30 protein-coding genes are annotated in these 21,367 nt (G+C 27.8%); 26 read left to right on the forward strand and 4 right to left on the reverse strand.

The window, feature by feature from the left end; genetic code table 11:
* Positions 1-7 precede the first annotated feature (7 nt).
* The 6 genes from KHQ81_05645 to KHQ81_05670 all read left to right on the forward strand — a co-directional run bounded on the left by KHQ81_05645 (position 8) and on the right by KHQ81_05670 (position 4,852).
* Positions 8-1,225, forward strand: a complete 1,218-nt coding sequence (locus KHQ81_05645; protein ID QVK19183.1) for a type II secretion system F family protein — start codon at positions 8-10, stop codon at positions 1,223-1,225.
* A gap of 96 nt (positions 1,226-1,321) precedes the next feature.
* Positions 1,322-1,795, forward strand: a complete 474-nt coding sequence (locus KHQ81_05650; GenBank protein QVK19184.1) for a prepilin-type N-terminal cleavage/methylation domain-containing protein — start codon at positions 1,322-1,324, stop codon at positions 1,793-1,795.
* A gap of 54 nt (positions 1,796-1,849) precedes the next feature.
* The gene (locus KHQ81_05655; protein QVK19185.1) at positions 1,850-2,653 is read left to right on the forward strand and encodes a prepilin peptidase; all 804 of its coding nucleotides are present in this window, start codon (positions 1,850-1,852) and stop codon (positions 2,651-2,653) included.
* An 8-nt stretch (positions 2,654-2,661) separates the two neighbouring features.
* Positions 2,662-3,582 (forward strand): pilus assembly protein PilM, encoded by a 921-nt coding sequence (gene pilM / locus KHQ81_05660; GenBank protein ID QVK19186.1) that lies wholly within the window; start codon positions 2,662-2,664, stop codon positions 3,580-3,582.
* A 12-nt stretch (positions 3,583-3,594) separates the two neighbouring features.
* Complete coding sequence (locus KHQ81_05665; protein QVK19187.1) at positions 3,595-4,269, forward strand: hypothetical protein; 675 nt, start codon at positions 3,595-3,597, stop codon at positions 4,267-4,269.
* Entirely contained in the window at positions 4,262-4,852 is a 591-nt protein-coding gene (locus KHQ81_05670; GenBank protein ID QVK19188.1) for a hypothetical protein, read from the forward strand. Before KHQ81_05665 ends, KHQ81_05670 begins: the two co-directional genes overlap by 8 nt.
* A gap of 10 nt (positions 4,853-4,862) precedes the next feature.
* Here KHQ81_05670 and ispG read toward each other — a convergent pair whose 3' ends face one another.
* Complete coding sequence (gene ispG, locus KHQ81_05675) at positions 4,863-5,954, reverse strand: flavodoxin-dependent (E)-4-hydroxy-3-methylbut-2-enyl-diphosphate synthase (GenBank protein ID QVK19189.1); 1,092 nt, start codon at positions 5,952-5,954, stop codon at positions 4,863-4,865.
* Positions 5,955-6,091: 137 nt separating this feature from the next.
* Here ispG and KHQ81_05680 point away from each other — a divergent pair, with 137 nt between their 5' ends.
* The 4 genes from KHQ81_05680 to KHQ81_05695 all read left to right on the forward strand — a co-directional run bounded on the left by KHQ81_05680 (position 6,092) and on the right by KHQ81_05695 (position 8,934).
* Positions 6,092-6,718, forward strand: coding sequence for a superoxide dismutase (locus tag KHQ81_05680; protein QVK19190.1), 627 nt, complete (start codon positions 6,092-6,094; stop codon positions 6,716-6,718).
* A gap of 150 nt (positions 6,719-6,868) precedes the next feature.
* Positions 6,869-7,018, forward strand: coding sequence for a 50S ribosomal protein L33 (gene rpmG, locus KHQ81_05685; GenBank protein QVK19191.1), 150 nt, complete (start codon positions 6,869-6,871; stop codon positions 7,016-7,018).
* A 340-nt stretch (positions 7,019-7,358) separates the two neighbouring features.
* Positions 7,359-8,297: an ROK family glucokinase gene (locus KHQ81_05690; GenBank protein ID QVK19192.1), complete on the forward strand. Its 939-nt coding sequence runs from the start codon at positions 7,359-7,361 to the stop codon at positions 8,295-8,297.
* A gap of 7 nt (positions 8,298-8,304) precedes the next feature.
* Positions 8,305-8,934, forward strand: coding sequence for an MBL fold metallo-hydrolase (locus tag KHQ81_05695; GenBank protein QVK19193.1), 630 nt, complete (start codon positions 8,305-8,307; stop codon positions 8,932-8,934).
* 71 nt (positions 8,935-9,005) lie between these two features.
* Here KHQ81_05695 and KHQ81_05700 read toward each other — a convergent pair whose 3' ends face one another.
* Positions 9,006-10,340 carry an IS3 family transposase gene (locus KHQ81_05700; GenBank protein ID QVK19194.1) on the reverse strand — a complete coding sequence of 445 codons (1,335 nt, stop codon included), beginning with the start codon at positions 10,338-10,340 and terminating at the stop codon, positions 9,006-9,008.
* 220 nt (positions 10,341-10,560) lie between these two features.
* Here KHQ81_05700 and tadA point away from each other — a divergent pair, with 220 nt between their 5' ends.
* Genes tadA through KHQ81_05740 form a run of 8 tightly spaced genes read left to right on the forward strand, consistent with a single transcriptional unit; the run spans position 10,561 to position 14,747 of the window.
* Positions 10,561-11,529, forward strand: a complete 969-nt coding sequence (tadA, locus tag KHQ81_05705) for a Flp pilus assembly complex ATPase component TadA (GenBank protein QVK19565.1) — start codon at positions 10,561-10,563, stop codon at positions 11,527-11,529.
* Complete coding sequence (locus KHQ81_05710; protein ID QVK19195.1) at positions 11,526-12,455, forward strand: type II secretion system F family protein; 930 nt, start codon at positions 11,526-11,528, stop codon at positions 12,453-12,455. The genes tadA and KHQ81_05710 overlap by 4 nt, the downstream gene beginning before the upstream one ends.
* An 11-nt stretch (positions 12,456-12,466) precedes the next feature.
* Entirely contained in the window at positions 12,467-12,775 is a 309-nt protein-coding gene (locus KHQ81_05715) for a prepilin-type N-terminal cleavage/methylation domain-containing protein (protein ID QVK19196.1), read from the forward strand.
* Complete coding sequence (locus KHQ81_05720; GenBank protein QVK19197.1) at positions 12,772-13,182, forward strand: hypothetical protein; 411 nt, start codon at positions 12,772-12,774, stop codon at positions 13,180-13,182. The genes KHQ81_05715 and KHQ81_05720 overlap by 4 nt, the downstream gene beginning before the upstream one ends.
* Positions 13,169-13,468 carry a hypothetical protein gene (locus KHQ81_05725; GenBank protein QVK19198.1) on the forward strand — a complete coding sequence of 100 codons (300 nt, stop codon included), beginning with the start codon at positions 13,169-13,171 and terminating at the stop codon, positions 13,466-13,468. The genes KHQ81_05720 and KHQ81_05725 overlap by 14 nt, the downstream gene beginning before the upstream one ends.
* Positions 13,431-13,862, forward strand: a complete 432-nt coding sequence (locus tag KHQ81_05730) for a hypothetical protein (protein ID QVK19199.1) — start codon at positions 13,431-13,433, stop codon at positions 13,860-13,862. The genes KHQ81_05725 and KHQ81_05730 overlap by 38 nt, the downstream gene beginning before the upstream one ends.
* Positions 13,852-14,229 (forward strand): hypothetical protein, encoded by a 378-nt coding sequence (locus KHQ81_05735; protein ID QVK19200.1) that lies wholly within the window; start codon positions 13,852-13,854, stop codon positions 14,227-14,229. Before KHQ81_05730 ends, KHQ81_05735 begins: the two co-directional genes overlap by 11 nt.
* 11 nt (positions 14,230-14,240) lie before the next feature.
* A complete protein-coding gene (locus KHQ81_05740; GenBank protein ID QVK19201.1) occupies positions 14,241-14,747 on the forward strand; it encodes a shikimate kinase in 507 nt (168 codons plus the stop codon).
* Between the two features lie 92 nt (positions 14,748-14,839).
* Here the strand turns inward: KHQ81_05740 and KHQ81_05745 are convergent, their stop codons facing one another.
* Positions 14,840-15,409 (reverse strand): flavodoxin family protein, encoded by a 570-nt coding sequence (locus KHQ81_05745; protein ID QVK19202.1) that lies wholly within the window; start codon positions 15,407-15,409, stop codon positions 14,840-14,842.
* Between the two features lie 243 nt (positions 15,410-15,652).
* A complete protein-coding gene (locus KHQ81_05750) occupies positions 15,653-16,030 on the reverse strand; it encodes a rhodanese-like domain-containing protein (GenBank protein QVK19203.1) in 378 nt (125 codons plus the stop codon).
* Between the two features lie 154 nt (positions 16,031-16,184).
* On the opposite strand from KHQ81_05750, the gene KHQ81_05755 reads away from it, so the two are divergent.
* From KHQ81_05755 to KHQ81_05790, 8 genes are all read left to right on the forward strand, one after another.
* On the forward strand, positions 16,185-16,616 hold the full coding sequence (locus tag KHQ81_05755) for a 3-dehydroquinate dehydratase (GenBank protein ID QVK19204.1): 432 nt from the start codon (positions 16,185-16,187) through the stop codon (positions 16,614-16,616).
* Positions 16,617-16,684: 68 nt separating this feature from the next.
* Positions 16,685-17,245 carry an elongation factor P gene (efp, locus tag KHQ81_05760; protein ID QVK19205.1) on the forward strand — a complete coding sequence of 187 codons (561 nt, stop codon included), beginning with the start codon at positions 16,685-16,687 and terminating at the stop codon, positions 17,243-17,245.
* Between the two features lie 321 nt (positions 17,246-17,566).
* A complete protein-coding gene (locus KHQ81_05765) occupies positions 17,567-18,064 on the forward strand; it encodes a SpoIIIAH-like family protein (GenBank protein QVK19206.1) in 498 nt (165 codons plus the stop codon).
* A gap of 74 nt (positions 18,065-18,138) precedes the next feature.
* A complete protein-coding gene (locus KHQ81_05770) occupies positions 18,139-18,504 on the forward strand; it encodes an Asp23/Gls24 family envelope stress response protein (protein QVK19207.1) in 366 nt (121 codons plus the stop codon).
* A gap of 79 nt (positions 18,505-18,583) precedes the next feature.
* Positions 18,584-18,994 carry a transcription antitermination factor NusB gene (gene nusB, locus KHQ81_05775; protein ID QVK19208.1) on the forward strand — a complete coding sequence of 137 codons (411 nt, stop codon included), beginning with the start codon at positions 18,584-18,586 and terminating at the stop codon, positions 18,992-18,994.
* A 17-nt stretch (positions 18,995-19,011) separates the two neighbouring features.
* Complete coding sequence (locus KHQ81_05780) at positions 19,012-20,289, forward strand: exodeoxyribonuclease VII large subunit (protein ID QVK19209.1); 1,278 nt, start codon at positions 19,012-19,014, stop codon at positions 20,287-20,289.
* Positions 20,282-20,479 (forward strand): exodeoxyribonuclease VII small subunit, encoded by a 198-nt coding sequence (gene xseB / locus KHQ81_05785; protein QVK19210.1) that lies wholly within the window; start codon positions 20,282-20,284, stop codon positions 20,477-20,479. The genes KHQ81_05780 and xseB overlap by 8 nt, the downstream gene beginning before the upstream one ends.
* Position 20,480: 1 nt before the next feature.
* A complete protein-coding gene (locus KHQ81_05790) occupies positions 20,481-21,359 on the forward strand; it encodes a polyprenyl synthetase family protein (GenBank protein ID QVK19211.1) in 879 nt (292 codons plus the stop codon).
* The last annotated feature ends 8 nt before the right edge of the window (positions 21,360-21,367 follow it).

Here is a 21,367-nt window from a genome sequence, read left to right on the forward strand (position 1 = left end):
GATTCTTATGCCTTTTTATCGCTATAAGGCAAAAAACCGTGATCATTATGTCGTATCTGATATTTTGGAAGCAGTGGATAAAGGAGATTGTGTTAGAAGAATAAAAAAGAATGACATGGTACCTTTAGAAGTCGTTGAAATTAAGCTTACTAGCTTCATGAAAGGAAAAGAAGTCACCATTACATCGGGTGTCTCAAAACAAGATCTTGTTTTCTTTTTATCACAACTTTATAATTTATTAAATTCAGGTCTTGGTATCATCGATTGTTTGAAGATTATCATTGAACAATCAGAAAACAAGTATTTAAAGAAATACTTAATTAAAGTACTTCAAGATATTAGAAATGGTAGTTCTCTTTATCGTTCAATGTCTAGACAAAGAAAAGTATTTCCTAAATTATTAATAGAAATGATCCGAGTAGGGGAAGTAATTGGTAATTTGAAGGAAGTTGTCTATGATTTACACTTATATTATAAAAAACAAACAAGAACAAGTAGTGAGATTAAAGCAGCTTTAATGTATCCAATATTTCTACTTGTAGCAACTTTTGCGGTAACGACATTTTTAATGATTGCAGTTATCCCACAATTTCAAGATACATTCTCTGAAATGGGAAAAGAACTACCTAGTGTGACACGATTTGTGTTGGCTTTCAGTCATTTCCTGCAAACTAAGTTTATCTTTGTCTTGCTTATTTTCGCACTTATATCTACTCTTGCGGTACTATATAATCGTAGTACCGATGGAAAGATGTTTTATAGTAAATTAGCATTAAAAATTCCAATTTTTGGACAAATATCAAGAAAAGGAAATCTTATTAAAATCGCAAGAACCTATTCAACTTTACTGAATAACTCTGTAAATGCGATAGAAGCATTAGAAATCACAAAAAATATATTATCAAATCAAATTTATATTGAAATTATAGATAGAGCACTTCTTAATATTCAAAATGGGGTTCCACTAAGTAAAGCTTTTGAAAAGCAATGGGCTGTTGACCCTGTATTTGCCTCGATGATGGCAATTGGAGAAGAAACCGCTACACTTGATGAAATGCTTGCAAGTATCGCTGAATATTATGATAATGAAATGGATATGGTAGTAGAAAAACTTAAGAAAATGATGGAACCATTAATGATTATGATTTTAGCAACAGTTGTAGGAACTATCGTATTATCGATTATGCTTCCAATGTTTGGCATGATGGATGGTGGGTTAGGCTAAAAAATAATACTTTATTATTGTACATCATTCAAAAACATGATATAATTATTATAACCAAAAGGTGACAAATTTTGAAAATTTTAGGAGGAGAAAATAATGAAATTGTTAAACAAAAAAGGTATGACCTTGTTTGAATTATTAGCAGTTATTATAATCTTAGGGATTGTAGCTGCTATTGCTTTCCCAGCTGTTAACAACCTTATTAATAATACTAAAAAAGATGCTTTTGTATCTAATGGAAATTCTTTTGTTTCTTATTCTATTACTCAAGCTAAGGCTGAAGCTGTTGCTAATAACGAAGATGTTACAGTAACTTATACTTTTGGAACTGATGCAGGCGGAGAAGTTGCAACAGCACTTACTGCTGCTGGAATAACTGATACTGAAGATTTAGGTTCTGATGTTCCAACTAAAAACCCTTTAGGTGCAGCTGCTGTATATGGATATATTACTATATCAGTTACAGTTGCTGATGGTTCTTATGTTATTGATGGTGTTTTATATACTGATGGAACTAACGATTTAAGTACTGGAAATGATTATCCATGGACTAGAAAAGATATACAGTAATAATTGTAACCAAGACCAATTGGTCTTGGTTTTTTAATATAAGGAAGTGAAATTATGAAGATACTTATCTATATTTATATATTTATTATAGGGGCATGCTTCGGATCATTCTTTAATGTAGTCGGTCTTAGAATAAGTGATGGTAAAAGTATCATTCGTCCTCGTAGTTCATGTCCAAAATGTGGTCATGAACTTAGTTTTTGGGAGTTAATCCCAATTCTTAATTTTTTTATTCTTGGGGGAAAATGTCGAAAGTGTAAAACGCGTATTTCGACAAAATATGTTTTGTTTGAAATAGTAACTGCTATGCTATTTGTTTATAGTTATTATATGTTTGGATTTTGTGGTGATTTTTTTATTAGTTTATTGCTTATTAGTTTAATTGTGATAATAAGTGTGTCTGATTTAGAATATATGTTAATAGAGGATAAAGTTATTTTTTTCTTTCTTATTGTGTTTTTGATTCTTCGTATCTTTATAAAATTACCCTCTGATTTTTCGACTTTTGGACTTCCAACTTATGTTGAAAGCCTAATTGGTGGTGCTTTTGGCTTTGGTTTATTGTATTGGATCGCATTTATTGGACGAAAAGTATATAATCAAGAGGTAATGGGTGGCGGAGATATTAAACTATATGGTATAATAGGATTAGTAATAGGTGTTAAAATGACATTTATATCATTATTATTTGCAAGTATACTTGGGACAATTATAGGATTAACTTTAAGTGGTTTAAAAATCATTAAAAGAGATAATCCAATTCCATTTGGACCATTTATAGGATTAGGGAGTTTATGTACTTATTTTTATGGTTATGATATTCTACATTGGTATCTTAACTTATTTTGGAATATGTAGGTGAGGCTATGTTATTTTTTAGAAAAAACATGATTAATTTAATGTTCACTGATAATTATATTAAATTTGCATTAGTGGACGAAAGATCATTGACTGTTCGTAAAATTGGTGAATATAAGCTTAAAAATGGGATTATCGTCGCTGGAAAAATCATGGATGAAGCATTATTAGTTAAAATACTAGGAACAATATTTAGAAAATATCGATTAACGAGTCCTTTTGTAAAATTAATGGTACCTGATCACAATTTGATTATCAAAAAAATGAACGTACCTAAGTATTTAAAGGGTGATGATTTAAAGAATTATTTGAGACTGGAATTGGAAGAATCACTTCAATCTCTCCCATTTAAAGATCCCATTATTGATGTAGTGGATTATAAATTGGGAAAGAAAAATGAGGAAGAGAAAGAAGTTGTTATGTTTACAACTTCTAAAGAAATTATGCTTTCTTATTTAAAGGTAGTTCAAAGACACAAAAAAAATGTGGTTGATTCATATATTTCACCACTCATGATTAGAAAATTATATTTATTTGGTAAGAAATTGAAAAATAATGATCAAAAATGTACCATGTTTACACAAATTAGAGAAAATACTCATATTTTAACTGTGTTTGATAACGAAATTCCCATCTTATCATTACGTGATACATTTGAAATCGAAGATTATAATGAAGAATTTTATGTTGATCAAATATTAGATGTGTTAGAAAGAATTTGTCACTTCTATCAGTATCAATTTTCTAAAAATAAGGAATCAGTTCAAAAAATAGTAATTTATACTGATATTAGTTTTACCCAAAATCTTCAAGAGTTAATAAATGAAAAAATGGATATCGAAGTTGAATTAATCAAGGGATTACCTGTTAAAACCTCTATCAATCAAGATTTAATAAGATATTATTTACCAATTTCAATGAGTTTATAGGCTGGTGAGAAAATGAAAAGAATTCGATCTAGAGGAGTAAATGAAATAAAGGTAAAATTATTACCTGAAAAAGCTAAACGAGATTATCTCCTTCGTTTAGTTTCTTCAATCATTGTTTTGTTATTTATCATTATTAATATTTTAGTAGTTTATATACCGCGTACTAATTTAAATATAGTATTAAATGATTTAAGAAGCGATAATGCTTCTAGAAATCTTGATGTATTATATTTAGAAAATAAGTATAATTTCTTTTACGAAGATATTTATAATAAAAATGATGGAACAATTAAAGATATAATCAATAGTAAATTAGATTTTAATCAAATTATGTTAATGTTTAGTGATACCTCGACTTTTAAAGATTTACATGATAATCTTACAGTTAGTGAAAGTATTAAACCAGAAAATAATGTTCGGATTAAACCTATCCATAGTTTTATTGAATCTATAGAATATAATGAAGCAGATTTGTCTTTTACTATCGCTATTCAATTTGATAATGTGGATGACTTAGCATCATATCAATACCAACTTATACGAATTAAGTATGTTTCAAATGTAGTAGTTGGAAATTATACGGTTATTCCTTTAGAAGATAGTAGAAGTCGTGTAAAAACAACATTCAAAATCTCATTAGATACTGAAAATATCCATTGCCCGAAAGTGGGTGGTCTAATTGAATAAGAAATTTATATATAGAGTTCTTACTTGGACGGTATTAGTGGTAGTATTAACATTTGTGACAATTTATAATTATCGAATTTTTGTTACTAACTCAGTTAAAAAAGATATTGAAAAACAAGAAGCTATCAATAAAGAATATGAAGGTAAATATGGTCATATACAATCAGTTATTAATAAAATAGATCAGTACAATGATAAAGTTTATGATGATAATAAATATGCTGATCTTATTCCTGATTATTATGACAGCAAAGAAATACTTTCTAAATATGTGAATAGACCTATTTTATTATCAAATGCTGAATTGTTAAGTGTATCGTTATCTGAAGCGATGCCTGCTAATATCAAATGGTCTAATAATTCTAATACAAAAGATATAAAAGGAATTAAAGTTTCAGTTACATTTGATATTGAAATAAATAATTTAGATGTTTTTATTAATGAATTACAAACCAGTTTACGTTGTATTTACTTTGGAGATATAAAATACACATTATCAGGTGAAAATGCACCTGATAATGAAAAAATTAAAGTTAATATGATCTATTTTCTATTCTATCGAGATGTTGAAAAAACCACCTAGAAATGAAATTCTAGGTGGTTTTATTTTTATCATTCAAGGATTTTAGCTCTGTCATTTTAAGGATTTCTTCTTTCAAGACATTCACCATATCTTCTTGGTTTACACGTTTAATGATTTCTCCCTTTTTAATTAACAATCCCATATTTTTACCACCAGCTATCGCAAGATCAGCTTCTTTAGCTTCTCCTGGGCCATTAACAGCACATCCCATAACAGCTACTTTGATATCTGAATGAATATTTTGTAGAAATTCTTCGATTTCCCTAGCAATAGGGATTAAATCAAATTGGATACGTCCACAAGTAGGGCAAGAAATAAGAGTAGGGACATTTTTAATTAAATTAAAGTTTTTTAAAATCTCTTTACAGACTTTGATTTCTTCAACTGGGTCAGCTGACAATGATACTCTAATTGTATCTCCGATTCCTTCATTTAATAGGATACCTAATCCTATTGCGCTTTTAATAGTACCTGTAAATGTTGTTCCTGCTTCAGTAATTCCTAAATGAAGGGGGTAGGGAAATTTTTTCGCTGCTAGTTGATAAGCTTTTATTGCCATTTGTGTATTAGAAGACTTTAAGGATATTATGATATCATGAAAATTAAATTTTTCTAATAATTCTACATGATATTGTGCACTGGCTACCATTGCTTCAGGTGTTGGATGTCCATAGGTCTCTAATATATGTTTTTCGATTGAGCCACTGTTTACACCGATTCTTATCGGTATTTTTGCTAATTTACAAGCATTAACAACTTCTTTTATTCTTTCTTCATTTCCAATGTTTCCAGGATTAATTCTCACTTTATCAATCCCATTTTGTATGGCAATTAGCGCATATTTATAATTAAAGTGAATATCAGCAACTAGTGGTACTTTAATTTTTTCTTTAATTGATTTAATTGCATGAGCATCTTCTTCGTCAAATACGGCGACTCTGACAATTTCACAACCTGCTTCTTCTAATGCATTAATTTGCTTAACTGTATTTTCTATATCTTTTGTCTTGGTATTTGTCATACTTTGTATGACAACACTATTCTGTCCACCAATTATAATATTTCCTACTTTTACTGGTCTTGTTTCAGTACGTGTATACATGAAATTAGCACTCCTTTCTTATTATTTAATTATTATGTGCATATAATAAGTTATGTAGGTATTAAATAAGCATACAAAATTATTATAGCAATAATTAAAATTGTAAGCAAATAAAATCTTAATTTAGGAGGAATTTTATGGCTATTTATGAATTACCTAAATTACCTTACGCTTATGATGCATTAGAGCCTTATATCGATAAAGAGACGGTAGAAATTCATTATTCTAAGCATCATCAAGCCTATTTAAACAAATTACTAGAGACCCTAGAAGGACATGAGAATCTAGCACAAGGAAAGTCTATTGAAATGGTATTATCTGATTTAAGTCAAATACCAGAAGAGATTAGACAAAAGATTATTAATTTTGGTGGAGGTTACGCAAATCATAATATGTATTGGTTTATTCTATCACCTAATGGTGGAGGAGAGCCAGGTGGTAAATTATTACAAGCCATTAACGATCAATATGGCAATTATGATAATTTTAAAAATGAACTAGGAAAAGCTGCCAAAGGTGTTTTTGGATCAGGTTGGGCTTGGTTAGTTGTTTGTAATGATAGTAAAAATTTAGAAATCATGACAACACAAAATCAAGATTCTCCATACAGTTTCAATAAAACACCATTAATCATAATTGATGTTTGGGAACATGCTTATTATCTTGGTTATCAAAATAGAAGAGCTGATTATGTAGATCGTTTTTTTAATCTATTGAATTGGGATGAAATTGAACATCGTTATGAGGAAGCAATGAATAAATAAACAATTTTATAGAAAATCTTTTACCGTTTATTTATTATTAATCAAGTTTGTATACTTAAAAAAGTCTTGAAAATTATACAAAAAATGTTATAATAAAGTAGTTGCAACACAATATATATATTATTCGTATACGAACGGAGGTTAGTCTAAATGCGTGTAAATTTAACATTAGTATGTACTGAATGTAAGGAACATAACTATATTACAAAAAAAAATAAACGTAATAATTCAGAACGTATAGAATTAAAAAAATATTGCTCTAGATGTAATAAACAAACGTTACACAGAGAGAAGAAATAATAAAAACTGACATCGGTCAGTTTTTTTTATATAAACAAGACTAAAATTATCAGAAATTTAATGATATTGAAGACGTTTCATCATGGAAATCAATAATTATTCCAAGAGATTATATCCAAATTGAAAATGAGACTAATTGCTTATAAGAATCTCGTATTATATGAAATAACAAATATACAATACTACAAAATTATTATTTTTTATCTGATTATAAAATGGTTTGTATTTAATAAGATACTAAAAAACTGATATTTGTTGAAGTTTAATAAATGATTATTAACATAAAATAAAACATATGTTATAATATTAATGGATTTTTAGGTAACAATAGGAGGATAATATGAAGAAATATTTGTACGGTGTTGACTTAGGAGGTACTACAGTTAAAATCGGTTTCTTTTCTATTGAAGGTGATTTAATAGAAAAATTTGAAATAAGAACTAATACTGAAAACAGTGGTCAAATGATTTTAAGTGATATCGCTAAAGCTATAGAAACACATTTGGAAAAAAATAATATTGATAAATCATTAGTAAATGGTGTAGGAATTGGCGTTCCTGGTCCTGTTTCTAATGGAGTTGTAAATCGTTGTGTAAACTTAGGTTGGGATGTTGTTAATGTAAAAGCTGACCTAGAGGCACTTACCAATATAAAAGTAGGCGTTAGTAATGATGCTAATGTTGCCGGATTAGGTGAATTATGGCAAGGTGGAGGAAGTGGATATTCTAATTTAATCTTTCTCACATTAGGTACTGGTGTTGGTGGTGCTGTTGTTTATGACAATCAAGTGATTGATGGTCATATAGGAGCAGGTGGTGAAATCGGTCATGCCCCAACCATTGATAGTCCTTTTTTATGTAATTGTGGTAAAGTTGGATGTTTAGAAACTGTCGTATCAGCTACTGGTGTAGTAAGAGTTGCCAATAAGTTATTGAGTGAGAAATCGATAGATTCAATGTTAAGAAATAATAAATCTTTAAGTGCGAAAATGGTTTTCGATGCTGCTAAGAAAAATGATCAACTTGCTATTGAAACACTAGAAATATTTGGTAGAAACTTAGGATTTGTATGCGCAGTACTTGCAGTTACAACGAATCCTCAAGCTTTTGTTTTTGGTGGTGGGGTGTCAAATGCTGGACAAATAATTATTGATTATGTAAAAAAATATTTTGACCAATATGCATTTTATGGTGTTAAAGATCACACAGAATTTAAATTAGCTAAATTGGGTAATAAAGCTGGGATTTATGGAGCTGCCTTTTTAGCGAAACAATTATAGGTGTATTATGAGAGTTGAAATTATTTCTAGTAATTTTTTACAAGTGAACACTTATTTATTAGTTCAAGATAATAATTGTTTATTAATTGATCCAGGTAGTAATACGAAACAAATATTAAAAATAATTGATAAAAATCATCTTAATGTTTTAGCTGTTGTATTAACGCATGCTCATTTTGATCACTTCATGTCATGTAATGAAATTAATCAATTATTTGATGTACCGATTTATATTCATTCAAAAGGAATAGAATTATTGTATGATGCTACAAAAAATGTTTCTGATTACGTCCCTGGTATGACACCATTAGTTTTAAACCAAAACATTTTAGTTAAAAAGATTAATGAAGAAACAAAAGATATTGAAGGGTTTAAATTGAATATATTTCATGTACCTGGACATAGTCCAGATAGTATCTGTTTATATTTTAAAGATGATAAATTGGTCTTTACTGGGGATGCATTATTTAAATTAGGTGTAGGAAGAACTGATTTTTATTATGGTAATGAAAAACAATTATATACCAATATAAAAAATAAGCTCTTTAAATTACCTGAAGATACAATTGTCTATCCTGGCCATGGTGAACATACAACAATTGGTTTTGAAAGAAAAAATAATCTCTATATCCGATAATTTACAAAGAGTAGTTTTTGAACTTATACCTGTCAAGTAGACAGAAACAAAAAAGTTAATATATTAATATTTTATGCTGCTAGTAGATGGCTTCTGTATTGCGCAGGGGCCATCTTTTTTAATGTCCATTGATAACGCTTATGATTATAATAATTCATATAATCATTTAATATAAACCTCAATGATTTAATATCAGTAGCATCATAATACTCACACTCGTCTTTGAAATGTCCAAAAAATGTCTCCATTTTTGCGTTATCTAGACAATTACCTTTACGTGACATAGATTGAATAATATTTAATTCCTTTAGTTTATTTACATACATTGAATTAGTATAATGTAAACCCTGGTCTGAATGGATTAAGGTATTTTTTAGATTTTCTTCTCCATATCTTTCAACAAGTTGATTAATTACATCTAACGATAAATCTAGACTTAGATTTTGAGATACTTTCCAAGCTACAATTTCACGTGTACAAAGATCCTTAATTACAGATAAATAATATCGATAACCATTAAAAATTAAGTATGTGATATCAGTCGCGAATACTGTACCAGGTTCATCAACATCAAAATTTCTATCTAATACATTTTCAAATGTATGATGATTTTTATATGAGTCTTTTAAATGTTTATAGGGATCTTTAATCCTTACTGTAGAACGTATACCATTCTTTTTCATTAAACGATAAACTTTTTTAGGGTTCATTACTACACCTAAATCATTTCTTAGATGCATTGTAATTCTTTGATATCCAAATTCTTTATTTTTTACCCACAAATCACTTATTAATTTAAAATCTGATTTGTCTTGTAACTCTCTTTGTCTTCTCTTGTTAGCAGATTTAATCCATTTATAATAACCAGATCTTGATACATTAAAATATTTACATAATGTTTGTATTGGTACATTAATTTTAGTTTTTAAATCATCGATAAATTGAAATACTAATTGAGTTGGAACATATTTATTTTCTTTTATTTTCACCTTCCTTCCTTGCCATAATTGCTTTTTTAATGCTTCAATCTCCTGCCTTTGCGCTTCTATTATTTTCTCCTGTATTAATACTTTTTCATCAGCTGTTATTGCTTCTTTCTTTGGTCTTCCTGATTTACCATTTATATTACGACCTCTTGATTCATTAAAAAATGATTCTTTTCCCTTTTCTTCATATTGTTTAGTCCAGTTTGTTATGTAAGTATTACTTTTAGGTTCTTTATAGGGTAATCCATGACTTTCAAATATTTCTCTTATAGATACTCCCTTTTTCTTTAACTCAACTGCTTTAATTTTAAATTCAGGTGCATATTGGATTGTCTTACCAACTTTCCTAACATAGGGATTCTTTTCTAATTCATCTCTATGTTTTTTTATATAATCTTTAATTCTTAATTTCTTCTTCATTAGTACATCTCCCTTAGTTATCTAAATTTATTATAAAATAAAATACCTACATAGCCAACACCTTTTTATTTAGTGTCTACTATATAGGTATAATATCATTTTGCTACTCTTTTTTTTTGTTTTAACTAATTTCTAATAATGTTTATTATTTTTAAAATACATTACAAAAATAAACTTTTTTGGCGTAAATAAACACGAGGACATGGGAGGGGGATAAAAAATTGATTTTGACCATTTTCTTAAAGAAATAATTCATTATGCTTTAAAAAGAAAAGCAAGTGATATTCATTTTTTAAGTGATAATGAAAAATGTTTAGTAAAATTACGAGTTGATGATCGTTTAAAATTGTTTAAAGAAATTAAACAAGAATATTATAAAAGACTGATTACTTATATAAAGTATAAAAGTCACATGAATTTAAATGTATCGAGAAGTCCTCAATCAAGTGCTTTAAATCTATCAATACATGATGAACTGATGCGCATTCGGGTATCCACGTTACCATCATATAATAGTGAAAGTGTCGTATTAAGAATCAATCATCACTTTGAAGATAGTGTAGACAAATTACTATTGTTTAGTGAGAAAGCAAGTATTTTCACTAATTGTTTTAAACAATCTAATGGGTTAATTTTAATTACAGGTCCTACATGCTCTGGAAAAACAACTTTAACCTATAGTTTATTAAATTACTTAAAAAAACAAGGTTTATCAATTGTCACGATAGAAGACCCAGTAGAACAATACAAACAAGGTTTTGTTCAACTTCAAGTTAATGAAAGTGCTGGTGTTAACTATGATAGTGGAGTAAAAGAAATATTACGTCATGATCCTGATGTTATATTAATTGGTGAAATCAGGGACCATCACACAGCAAAAAGCGCAATTAGAGCCAGCTTAACAGGGCATCTAGTAATTAGTACGATGCATGCAACGAATGCACTAAAGGCTTTATATCGTCTCTTAGAGCTTGGTTTATCAAGACTTGATCTTGAACAAAGCTTATTATTAGTCTCGAATCAACGATTAACTGTCTATAAAAATAGTAAGAAGATTATCTTCGAATATTTAACTCAAGATAAAATGGTTGAAGCACTTAATCATATTAAAAATGGTAATAACTTTTCCTATCAAAAAATCGATGATTATTTAGTAAAGTTAGATGATTATAAGGTGATTAAAAAATGAATTGTGAGAAGCAATATTTGCTAATTAGAATATTAAATCGTTTACTAACTAAAGGATATTCTTTATTAGAGGCAATCGAAATGATGAAAAATATTGATACAAAAATAACTAGACAAATGAAAGAAATGTTAGAAACAGGGAATTTATTGTCCACTGTTTTTAAAAGATTAAAGTTTAAACGATTTGTGTATGAAACCATTCAAGTAGGTGAAAGAAGTAACAAGTTGAATGAAGTTATAACTTTAATAGAAGGACACTTTGATTTTTATTTGAAGTTTAAAAAACAAATTAATAAGGTTTTATTATATCCATTGATATTATTTATCTTTGCCCTTATTTGTTTTGAAATGATTAGAATTAATTTATATCCTGTCATTAAAACCTTACTTGGTGATTATGCAATTGGACAAAATGATTTATTAATTTTTCTTTCTTTCAATCTATTAAAGTGTATCGCTTTATTTTTATTTGTTATATCATTAATTTGTAAATTTTATAACAGTCTATCTAATCTATTGCCATTAATGAAAATCTATCGATCGTTAACCTTATCAAAACATTTAGAAGTATTATTAATGTGTGGTAATAGTTTAGAAGAGGCTTTAATTATTCTTAAAAATAGTTTTAATCCTATAACCTATCGTCTTGATACATTTGAATTATCCTTATTAGATGATAAAAAAGTTGGTAGTTTTTGTCCTTATCCCTTAGCTTTTATACAGTATTTTAAATTAGGGATGAAGAGTAATGATATAATTGGTGCTTTACAAGATTATGTATATATCTATGATGAAATTCTATTTGACAAGTTAACTAAAATAACTTACTATGTTCAATTTAGTTTATTCTCACTATTATCTATTAATATCTTTTTAATCTATTATATTGTGATGATTCCCATGCTTCAAATCTCAAATAAAATATAAAGGGGAGTAGGATGAATAAAAGAGGATTTACCTTAACAGAATTAATGATTGTTTTGATTATCATTTCAGGGTTGATGTATTTAGTGATACCTAATATCACATCAACAAAGAGTAGTTTAGATAATAAAACCTGTAAGGCATATATTGAATTAGTAAATACACAAATTCAAGCCTATAGAATTGATAATGATGAACTACCAATTGGTTTACAAACATTAGTGGATGAGAAATACATTAAAAGTGATACGTGTCCTGATGGGTCGATCATTAAATATGAAAATGGTGTTGCTTCAATTCAAGAAACGGAAACGACTCCATGAATCGTAAAGGAAGTTATTTATTAGAAGTGGTGGTATCAATCACAATCATCACTTCCTTTTTATTATTTATTCCTATGGTAAATAAGAGTAGTTGTGAGGTAAAAAAGGATTATTTTATAGAAACATTAAGAAGTGATATTCAGTATGGATTGAGTTATACGATGACACATTGTACTTTAATTAATGTTTATTTTATATCAGATCAAAATTATTATGTGATGGTTGATGGAAATTTAGATCGAGTTCTTAAACGTAATTATGATAATACATTCAGTTTATATGCCAGTAGAATTCAAATTACACATGGATATGTGCTTAAAACAGTGATTCTATCGATAAGTTGTGAAAATACCTCTTATCAAATAATAATAAATGAAAAGAGTGGAATGATTGATGAATCGTCGTAAAAATGCCTATATTTTTTATGAGCTTTTGATATGTTTTATCCTCTTTACAACTTTAATCTATTTCATAATAGTTCCAGTTAGTCGATTGAATATAAATTATGAAAATCAAAAATTAACCTATCGTATGAAACAAACATTATATTTAAATGTTGTGTTACTTGAAGATGGTGAAACATTAACTTGTAGTGATACTTATGATTTAAAAAAAGAAGATGAATTTTTATGTATTGAGTGGTGGGACTTTAATAATGAAAAAAGATGTTATTGTGAAAAAGTCTGGCTTTAGCTGTCTTGAAATGATTTATTGTTTATTTATATTTATTAATTTATTTGTTTTATGTTGTCAAATAATTTATAATATAAATACTAATCTTAAAGTAGAAGAAAAAAAAAGAGTTTTAACTTATGAAACAGTTGCCTTAAGAATAGAAAATCATCTAAAAGAAGTAAGTGATTATGAAATAGGAGAAGATTATTTTTATTATTATTATCGAAACCATTTATATTATTACGCTGTAATTAACAATTACTTAATCTTAAAAATTGACTCTGTTAGATATAATATTATCGAGCATGTAATGAAAATTTCTTTCCATTATAATCAGTATTTTCTTAAAATAACTATTACAGATATTTATCATAATACCTATTATATTGAGGTGATTTTATATGATAAATAAGAGAGGTTTTTTCTTACCTTATACCTTTTTCCTATTAATAACTGTGTTAAATATGGTCATATTTGTCGTATTATGTAATTTAAATACGAATAATTACTATAATGAGAAAAATAATTATTATCACACTTTTATTTTAGAAGAACGTGCGAAAAGACATATTGAAGAGAAAATCACTTTAAATCAAGTGAATCATAATGAATCTGAGTTACTTTATTATGATGAAGATTTTATTTATTTAACCTATCAATATGATTCTACCTATCAATTATGGAAGATTAGCATGCGAATCAAATATAAGAATATCGATGAATACGGGACGATTTATTATTATTTAGAAACAAAAAAAATAATTTTAGAAATTCGTTAAAGGAGAAAAATATGATCATTTACTTAATAGGAATGATGGGAAGTGGTAAAAGTTCAGTTGGTAAACATTTAGCTTCTCAATTAAAATATAACTTTGTTGATACAGATTGTTTAATTGAAGAGAAACTCAATTTGAAAGTTCATGATATTATCAACCAGTTTGGAATTGAATATTTTCGTCAAATAGAAAATCAAGTTTTAAGAGAAATTCAATTAGATTTAAATACCGTTATCGCAACAGGTGGTGGGATTATCTTAAACCAAGATAATATCAATTTTATGAAGAATAATGGGATTACAATATATCTTAAAACAAGCATTAATGAATTAGAAAAACGACTAACGAATCCGGAAATGAAAAAGCGACCCTTATTAAAAAAAAATTCTTTATATGATATCTTTGAAGTTCGAAAAGAATTGTATGATAAGGCAAGTGAGTTAACCATTAATTGTGACAATTTAAGTATAGAAACAATTTGTGAACAAATTAGGTCAGAATTAAAAAATAGGTTGTGTTAGGGATAATGGTTGATACAATTTATAAAATAAAGGAACTCTTGATGAGTTCCTTTATTTTATATTTACTAGTTTTTTTAACTTAATGATACGAATTATTTTACAAGTAACCTTCTTGCAAATATTCTTGCACCGTTTTTTGCATCCTCTGTTTGAAATGATGCTAGATTGTCCTCATCTTGAACAGAATACATACCCATATATTCTAGATTAGAATGCTCACATAACCTTTTAATACCGGTTTCGAAAGGACCTGCACCATATTCTGCATCATATCCATGGGTAGCTATTATTGCCACTTTTTTACCTTCCCATAAAGAACCTTTAGCACTACCATAATACTTATTAAGTCCATAATGTCGATCAAGTAAAGCTTTCATAGGTGCTGTACAATACCATGAATAGATCGGTGTAGCAAAAACAACACAATCACTCGCAATTATTTTTTCCATAATTTCTAATACATCATCTTGTTGTATGCAGCCATATTTATCACTGACATTCTGACAAGCATAGCATCCTCTACAAGGTAAAATGTTTTTTTGTGACAAAGGGATGTAGGTAACGTCAGCTTTATTATTTTTAAGCTCATTTAAAAATGGTTTTAACAATTCGGCTGTATTTCCATTTAATCTAGGACTCGCCATCAATACACAAAAATTCAATTGCATTATCTCCTCTCTTAATAATTAGTGTTTCTCTATCATACATTATTTCTCTCTTTTTAATCAAAAATATTTACACAAAATCTGATGTTCTTATTATTAAACTTATTTAAACAAATAACGAGTTATCAATGGATATTAAAAAAGATGACTCCTGCAACACTGACCAGAAGACATCTTCAAGTATAATATATCTTTTTTTCTGTCTACTTGACAGGTATAACTTTAATTTGTCTACGCTTTTTATTTTAAAGGACCATTCCAATTTTTTAATCCGTTTTTCAGTTGATACACTTCAACATAACCTTTTGATCGTAAATAAACGGCAGCACGATTACTACGACTACCACTTGCACAGTATAAATAAATAGGAAGATCTTTTCTTAATTTTTGATATTCACGGGCAATCATCTGAATACTAATATTTCTTGCACCGTTAATATGACCAGATTTAAACTCTTGTTTCGAGCGTACATCCACTAATTGTCCTTTACGCATATTTTTCTTAAATTCTTCTGTTTCTAATTTAATACTCGCTTTTTTTGCTTGAAAGAAGGAAAAAATAAATATACCAAAAATAAAAGCGGCTAATCCAACTAAAGTATATGTCAACCAATTCATTAACATCGCCTCCAGATAAAATTATATCATAAAATTTAAATAAAATCACAATTAATTTTCTTTATTAACTGATATTATATATGTAAAGGGAAAAATGCTTTTATTTAACATTAATTTATTGTAAAATTGAAATAAGCAAAATACGGAGGATTATATGAAAATCAAAATAATAAATGGCGTTAATTTAAATATGTTAGGAATACGCGATGTAGATATTTATGGAAAAAGAACTTATAAAGACTTAGCGAAAATGATTTTTGATTTTAGTTTAGAAAATCAACTTGAATGTGATTGTTTTGTCAGTAATTTTGAAGGTGAAATAGTTGAAGCAATACATGATACGTATTTAAATAAATATGATGCTTTAATTATTAATCCTGGGGCTTTTACGCATTATTCTTATGCGATAAGAGATGCATTACAAATATTAACATGCTTAAAAATAGAGGTCCATATTTCTGATATTAACCATCGTGAAGCATTTCGTAAAAACAATGTGATAAAAGATGTATGTGATAGTTCAATTATAGGAAAAGGGCTAGATGGATATATTGAAGCGATAAAATATATTTTGAAAAATAGATAAAAGATAGACAAATAATGAAATTTTTTATATAATATGAATGTTAATGAAATTATGGAGGTTAATTATTTATGATATCATGTAGTGATTTAAGAACAGGCATGACAATTGAGCATGAGAAAAATATTTTTTCTGTTTTAGAATATCAACATGTTAAATCAGCTCGTAGTGCTGCTTTTGTTCGATTAAAATTAAGAAATTTACGTTCAGGAAGTGTTGTTGACTTAACTGTTAACTCTTCAGAAAAATTTAAACCCGCTCATATAGAAAAACATTCAATGCAGTATTTATACAACAGTGGTGATTTCTATATTTTTATGAATAATGAGACGTATGATCAAATAGAAATTCCAGCAAGCAACTTAAAAAACGAAACTAAATTTTTATATGAAGGTCTTGAAGTTAAAGTCATCATGTTTGATGTTGAAGTAATCGGGATTGAATTACCTGATAAAGTCGTTTTAGAAATAGTTGAGTGTGAACCAGCTATCAAAGGCGATACAGCTCAAAATGCGACTAAAAATGCAGTTGTTCAAACTGGTTTAGCCATTCAAGTACCATTATTTATTGAAAATGGAGAACGTGTTATCATCTCAACAGCTGATGGTAAATATGTTTCTCGTGCAAAATAACATAAAAAACCTATTTTTTAATAGGTTTTTTTAAATGATTCTTTGATTGTTAATTTTTTTACTAAATCTATCTATTTTTAAAAAAAATTATCAATTTTAGTTATTTTTTTACTTTTTGTTTCATTATATTAGTAATAGCCTATGTAATAAATAGTACTAGTGTAAAATAATTTGTTTAAAGTTATTTTCATTTCTAATGAAAAAAAGAATTTTTCATAGCGAGAATTCAAATTTTTTTGAAGAAAGTGTAAATATTAGTATTATTTTCAACTTAAAAATCATATTTTTTAATAAAGATAATTTGAGGAGGTTATTATTTTTATGAAACCACAAGGTAAAGTTACTATTTTTATGGTAGTGATGATAGTGATGCTATCAATATACTACTTTATGCTTCCTGATAACAAAAACGTTGATGTAGGAACAACTACTACAGATCAAACTGATGTAACAATAAATAAATCTGCAGAGTATGAACAATTACGTGCAGAATTAAATGAAAGTCGACAAACAATGATTACAACCCTACAAGGTGTTTTAGCATCAACAAATGTTACAGTAGAAGACAAGAATGTTGCAATTGAAAGCATTCAAAGGATTCAAACGCTTGTTCAAAACGAAGGTATCTTAGAAACACAAATTGCTAATCTTGGATACGATGATGTATTTGTTCTAGCGAATGATACAGAAGTAAAAGTATCAGTGTATGTCGATAATTTAACGATTGAAGAAGTGAATCAGATCATATTAATGTCTAAAAGCCAATTTGGTCCAACCGCTGATGTCATCGTACAATACACAATAATTGATGTAAATTAAACAAATATTAAAGAGAAACTTGCATTAACTCCGCAGGATGATATATAATAATATTGAAAGCAGGAGGGATACTAATGGAAGTAAAGTATATTCAATTAGATATAAATAACCAACCCAAATACGGTGATATAAATGTAAATCTTCAAGTATTAGAAGTCATATCATCAAATTCAGCCTTAGAAGTAGAAGGCGTAGCATCTATGCATGACAAGATAACTAAAGTTGTCACAGATGCTTTTAACCGAAACCATCGTAGTGGAGTTAATGCAGAAATTATTAAAAATGGCATCGTGATTGATCTTTATATTGATGTTAAATATGGAGAATCAATCCATAAAGTTGGGAAAAAAGTTCAAGAAAATGTTAAACAATCAATTTATAATATGACATTGCTTGAAGTATCCCGAATTTATGTTCATGTAGTAAATATTAATTTTTAAACCACTAGACATAGTGGTTTTTTATTTTCTATTATTGTGATATAATAATAATGATATTTTTTAGAATATAGGTGAAATAATGAATCGTAAAAAAGAACGTGAAATTATCGTTTTATCTTTATATAGTATGGAACTATCAGATAACGATATAAATGAAACAGTCCATTACATTTTAGAACAAAATAAAATCAAACAAGAAGCAACTGATTATATTTATGATAGTATTAATGGGGTATTAGAAAACAAAGAGAAAATTGATGAGATTATCGCAAATAACTTAGAAAACTATAAAATAGAACGTTTATCGTATATTGATTTATCAATCATTCGCTTTGCAACTTATGAGTTATTATACATTGAGGATATTCATCATGCAGTCATCATCAATGAAGCGGTAGAAATAACAAAAAAATACAGTGATTTAGGGGATCATAAAGCCTCTGCGTTTAACAATCGAGTGATGGATAATATTAGGTTAAGTATTAAATAAAGAAAGTGGTAGATAAAATGAAACAACCTTTAACAGTATCTGCGTTAAATAAATATTTAAAATATTGTTTTGACCATGATCAAAATTTACAAAATATCTACCTAAAAGGTGAAATTTCTAATTTTAAACATCATAGTAGAGGTCATTACTACTTTACATTAAAAGATGAGTCTTCCCAAATAAGTACCATGATGTTTTCTAAACATACTAGTAAGGTTCAATTTAAATGTGAAGATGGGATGAAAGTTATCGTTGAAGGATATGTTTCTTTATATTTACAAGGTGGATCTTATCAAATTTATGTCACAAACATCATCTTAGATGGGTTAGGTGACCTTTATGTGCGATTTGAACAATTAAAAGAAAAACTGTTAAAGGAAGGACTCTTTGATTCGAGTAATAAATTACCTCTTCCCAAATTTCCAAATAAAATTGGGGTTATAACATCTGATACTGGAGCTGCAATCCGAGATATTATAACGACAATTGAGAGACGTTATCCATTATGTGAAGTGGTTGTCTTCCCAACACTTGTTCAAGGAGAGTATGCTAAAGATGATATTGTTCGCTCGATAAATAAAGCGAATCATTATCCTGGCATCGATTTAATCATCTTAGGACGAGGTGGTGGTTCTATTGAGGATTTATGGTGTTTTAATGAAGAAGTAGTTGCTTATGCGATTTATCATTCTAAAATACCAATTATTTCTGCGGTAGGACATGAAACAGATTTTACTATTAGTGATTATGTTAGTGATTTACGTGCTGCAACACCAACTGCTGCTAGTGAATTAGCAGTGCCTAACAAAGAAGAGTTACTAAATTATCTATCTCAAACTAAAAAACGAATGAGTCATATCATGAATAATTTAGTTAAAAATCGCAATCAAATTTTAAATAAATTAGGAAATAGTTATGTGTTTATTAATCCTAGTCGATTATATGAACAAAATTATTATAAATTAGATAAGTTATATGCTAATTTAGAAAAAAGTAATCCACTTTCCTTTTTATCGAATCAAAATCAAAAATTAGAAGCTTATAAAGATAAGTTAGATTATTCTTTTGATAAAAATTATCAACGATTAAATAATCAGTTTCTTCAACTGATTAGCAAATTAGAACTCGTTAATCCATTGAGTCTTCTACAAAAAGGATATTCTATGGTTAAAAAAGAAAATAAACCTATTAGTAGTATTAAAGAACTGAAAATAGAAGATTTATTAAATATTTATTTAAAAGATGGTATCATTCATTGTGAAGTTAAAGATAAAGAGGTGAAGCGTTATGACTGATATGACCTTTGAACAAGCCATGTTAGAATTAGAAGAAGTTGTTAAAAAATTAGAATCAGGTTCAGCAAATTTGGATGAAAGTATTACACTATATCAACGTGGTTTAAAATTATATGGTTTTTGTTATCAAAAATTACAAGAAGCAGAGAAGTTAGTAGTTAAAATAAATGGTGAGAATACAGGAGAATAAAATGAATTTAGAAAAATTTAGAAATCATTATTTAAAAAAAGTCGATGAAATAAGTGTAGCTTACATTAACACTTTAAATTTAGCGGATATTTTAAAAGAATCCATTTTATACTCTTACACAGCAGGAGGGAAAAGAATTAGACCCTTATTACTACTAGCAACATTAAATGCTTTTAACGTCGATGTTTTAAAAGGTATTCATACAGCTTCTGCTTTAGAATTTATTCATACTTCTTCTTTAATTCATGATGATTTACCAGCAATGGATAACGATGACTATAGAAGAGGGAAATTAACCAATCATAAAGTATATGGAGAGGCAACTGCTGTTTTAGCTGGTGATGCCTTACTTATAAATGCTCTTCAACTGATAACAAGAGATCAATCATTACCTGATAATATAAAGATATCTCTTATTGAGACATTAACAACATGTAGTGGAGCAAACGGAATGATTGGTGGTCAACAATTAGATATTGAAAATGAAGATAGAGTGTTAGATTTAGAGATGTTAAAAAAAATAGATCAGCATAAAACGGGAAAATTGTTAGAATTCGCTCTTGTTGGAGGGGGAATTATTGCCAATCAAAAAAAGACAGTATTATCTATTCTTAAAGAAGCAAGTTATCATATTGGAATTGCTTTTCAGATTAAAGATGATATTTTAGATGTCATTGGTAATAAAACTATAATTGGGAAACCTATTAATAGTGATGAAAAAAACAACAAATATACCTATGTTCGTTTATTAGGATTAGAACAATCAAAACAACATTTACAAGATCATTATGAAAAAGCGTTAAATCTAATTCATCATTTAAATATAAATTCCCATTTAATTGAGGAAATATTTAAACTAATTATCGAGAGAGATAAGTAAACTAAGGG

It is taken from the genome of Mycoplasmatota bacterium, from assembly GCA_018394295.1.
GTDB lineage: Bacteria > Bacillota_I > Bacilli_A > Haloplasmatales > Haloplasmataceae > JAENYC01.

Coding starts and splice junctions, on each gene's coding strand:
- KHQ81_05740 (QVK19201.1), top strand. CDS start 14,241: ATGATCATTTACTTAATAGGAATGATGGGAAGTGGTAAAAGTTCAGTT.
- KHQ81_05695 (QVK19193.1), top strand. CDS start 8,305: ATGAGAGTTGAAATTATTTCTAGTAATTTTTTACAAGTGAACACTTAT.
- KHQ81_05750 (QVK19203.1), bottom strand. CDS start 16,030: ATGAATTGGTTGACATATACTTTAGTTGGATTAGCCGCTTTTATTTTT.
- KHQ81_05720 (QVK19197.1), top strand. CDS start 12,772: ATGAATCGTAAAGGAAGTTATTTATTAGAAGTGGTGGTATCAATCACA.
- KHQ81_05700 (QVK19194.1), bottom strand. CDS start 10,340: ATGAAGAAGAAATTAAGAATTAAAGATTATATAAAAAAACATAGAGAT.
- KHQ81_05710 (QVK19195.1), top strand. CDS start 11,526: ATGAATTGTGAGAAGCAATATTTGCTAATTAGAATATTAAATCGTTTA.
- KHQ81_05665 (QVK19187.1), top strand. CDS start 3,595: ATGAAAAGAATTCGATCTAGAGGAGTAAATGAAATAAAGGTAAAATTA.
- KHQ81_05725 (QVK19198.1), top strand. CDS start 13,169: ATGAATCGTCGTAAAAATGCCTATATTTTTTATGAGCTTTTGATATGT.
- efp (QVK19205.1), top strand. CDS start 16,685: ATGATATCATGTAGTGATTTAAGAACAGGCATGACAATTGAGCATGAG.
- KHQ81_05735 (QVK19200.1), top strand. CDS start 13,852: ATGATAAATAAGAGAGGTTTTTTCTTACCTTATACCTTTTTCCTATTA.
- KHQ81_05755 (QVK19204.1), top strand. CDS start 16,185: ATGAAAATCAAAATAATAAATGGCGTTAATTTAAATATGTTAGGAATA.
- KHQ81_05680 (QVK19190.1), top strand. CDS start 6,092: ATGGCTATTTATGAATTACCTAAATTACCTTACGCTTATGATGCATTA.
- ispG (QVK19189.1), bottom strand. CDS start 5,954: ATGTATACACGTACTGAAACAAGACCAGTAAAAGTAGGAAATATTATA.
- KHQ81_05650 (QVK19184.1), top strand. CDS start 1,322: ATGAAATTGTTAAACAAAAAAGGTATGACCTTGTTTGAATTATTAGCA.
- rpmG (QVK19191.1), top strand. CDS start 6,869: ATGCGTGTAAATTTAACATTAGTATGTACTGAATGTAAGGAACATAAC.
- KHQ81_05655 (QVK19185.1), top strand. CDS start 1,850: ATGAAGATACTTATCTATATTTATATATTTATTATAGGGGCATGCTTC.
- KHQ81_05645 (QVK19183.1), top strand. CDS start 8: ATGCCTTTTTATCGCTATAAGGCAAAAAACCGTGATCATTATGTCGTA.
- pilM (QVK19186.1), top strand. CDS start 2,662: ATGTTATTTTTTAGAAAAAACATGATTAATTTAATGTTCACTGATAAT.
- KHQ81_05765 (QVK19206.1), top strand. CDS start 17,567: ATGAAACCACAAGGTAAAGTTACTATTTTTATGGTAGTGATGATAGTG.
- xseB (QVK19210.1), top strand. CDS start 20,282: ATGACTGATATGACCTTTGAACAAGCCATGTTAGAATTAGAAGAAGTT.
- KHQ81_05790 (QVK19211.1), top strand. CDS start 20,481: ATGAATTTAGAAAAATTTAGAAATCATTATTTAAAAAAAGTCGATGAA.
- KHQ81_05690 (QVK19192.1), top strand. CDS start 7,359: ATGAAGAAATATTTGTACGGTGTTGACTTAGGAGGTACTACAGTTAAA.
- KHQ81_05780 (QVK19209.1), top strand. CDS start 19,012: ATGAAACAACCTTTAACAGTATCTGCGTTAAATAAATATTTAAAATAT.
- nusB (QVK19208.1), top strand. CDS start 18,584: ATGAATCGTAAAAAAGAACGTGAAATTATCGTTTTATCTTTATATAGT.
- KHQ81_05715 (QVK19196.1), top strand. CDS start 12,467: ATGAATAAAAGAGGATTTACCTTAACAGAATTAATGATTGTTTTGATT.
- KHQ81_05770 (QVK19207.1), top strand. CDS start 18,139: ATGGAAGTAAAGTATATTCAATTAGATATAAATAACCAACCCAAATAC.
- KHQ81_05730 (QVK19199.1), top strand. CDS start 13,431: ATGAAAAAAGATGTTATTGTGAAAAAGTCTGGCTTTAGCTGTCTTGAA.